Source organism: Effusibacillus pohliae DSM 22757, from assembly GCF_000376225.1.
Classification (GTDB): Bacteria; Bacillota; Bacilli; order Tumebacillales; family Effusibacillaceae; genus Effusibacillus; species Effusibacillus pohliae.
In genome coordinates this window covers 1-1,495 of sequence record NZ_AQXL01000016.1, presented here as the reverse complement: position 1 = coordinate 1,495, position 1,495 = coordinate 1, and the positions used below count along the sequence as shown (strand labels likewise).

The 1,495-nt window shown below is 57.3% G+C and carries 1 protein-coding gene and 2 pseudogenes; all 3 read right to left on the bottom strand.

Annotation, left to right across the window (positions count from 1 at the left end; genetic code table 11):
- Window positions 1-851 (bottom strand): annotated as a pseudogene (locus C230_RS0100165) (amidoligase family protein); the annotation flags it as partial.
- Window positions 852-878: 27 nt separating this feature from the next.
- A pseudogene (locus tag C230_RS23750) lies at window positions 879-941 on the bottom strand (DUF6011 domain-containing protein); the annotation flags it as partial.
- A 109-nt stretch (window positions 942-1,050) separates the two neighbouring features.
- A partial coding sequence (locus C230_RS0100160) for an RNA polymerase sigma factor (protein WP_018130095.1) occupies window positions 1,051-1,495 on the bottom strand: 445 nt, incomplete at its 5' end.

The following is a 1,495-nucleotide window of genomic DNA, read 5'->3' as shown; positions in this document are numbered from 1 at the left end:
GGCGATACCAACTCGACCCCGTTGACTCCCAACGAACCGTCCCGCTCCGGCTTCCAGAATCCTCTCCCGTCTCCTGAATGGTATCCGCGCATCTCTGGCGTCAGCGTCAGCCCTTCTTCGTACAGTTCCCGCAAGGCTCTTGCCCGTGACACAGGGTCCCGGAACTGGACTTCGAGTTCCACGCCAAAGGTATTCCCCGTTCCTCCCAGGACATTTTCGTACTTGTATTCCCATTCCTGACGTGCCTGGGCACGAAGTGTCTCCCATGCTTGTTCATCGTGACTGACGTATATACCATCCCAGGCCCGGTTTTGCCGCCAGACTTCCAGCACCATTTCCCGTTCCGCATCAACGGTCCAATCGATCTGTGCAAACGTAGGACGGTTTTCCTCGTGCGTAACCGGCACCACAACCGCCGGGGCCGCAGACTCCTGGCGACGCTGCCGGGCCAGGCGCCTTCTCTCCCGCACTTCTTCGCGGGCAAGGCGCAAGGCTCGCATGTGGCGGCACCCTTCCCGCGCCAGTTCCGGATCCCGCGAAAGGCGGTTGACGAAGTGCGGGCAGGTACAGCCGTATTCGGATACTTGATACCGCCCACCGCCTTCCGATTCGACCCAGGCATGGTCGCGATCGATCCATTCGACCTGGGTTTGTTCCCGATCGAGATTGCGGGTGACGCTCTCCACCTCCACATAGACCGGTTCCCGGGTGGGACGTCTCCTTTGACGAAGTTGGGTCAGGTAGGCTTCCCGAACCCGGTTTTCCACCGCCCTCTGGCGTTCTTCGGGAGACATGGCGTAGGCGATTTGCTCATCCGGTTCCGCCTCTCCCCGCATGACGCGTTGCAACATTTCCTCCAACGCTTGGCGCACCTTTTTTGCGCAGACAGGTCCTACACCCTGCAGAACACTCAGGCGGCTGCGCAAAGGTCTGTGGCACACCCTGCAAATGGCTGTTGTTCCAGTAGGCAAAAAAATCACTCTCCTTTCCTCGCTTGTCTCTAATAGAGGGGAGAGTGAGAAAAAATGGGGATTGGTAGAAGCTCCAGAGCTATTCCAGTTGCCACGCCAGTTGGGCTCCGTCTTCCAACTTTTTTCGAGCCAACTGCAGATGTTTGGACACGCTACCTTTCGCGATCTGCATCATCTCGGCCACCTCAGAGTAGGACATGCCGGATGCCAGCAGTTCAAGTGCCTCCCGTTGCCTCTCAGGCAAATGGTAGAGATCAATGGTCATCGCATCTTCCATTTCCGTGCCTTCGATCTTTTCGATGATCTCGTCCTCCAAACTCCGTTGATCAGGAAGACGTTCCATCCATGCAGTGTCCCAGGAATGAATTTTTTCTTTTTTTCCATAAGTCAGTCGCTGAAGACGCTGCACCAAACGCCGCTCCTTTGGACCCAGCTGCTCGACGGAACAGTATGCCGCAATCATCGGGATGACTTCGGCCGACTCGTGCAGCATGCTTCCCACCCATTCGCGCTCGCCCTTCAGC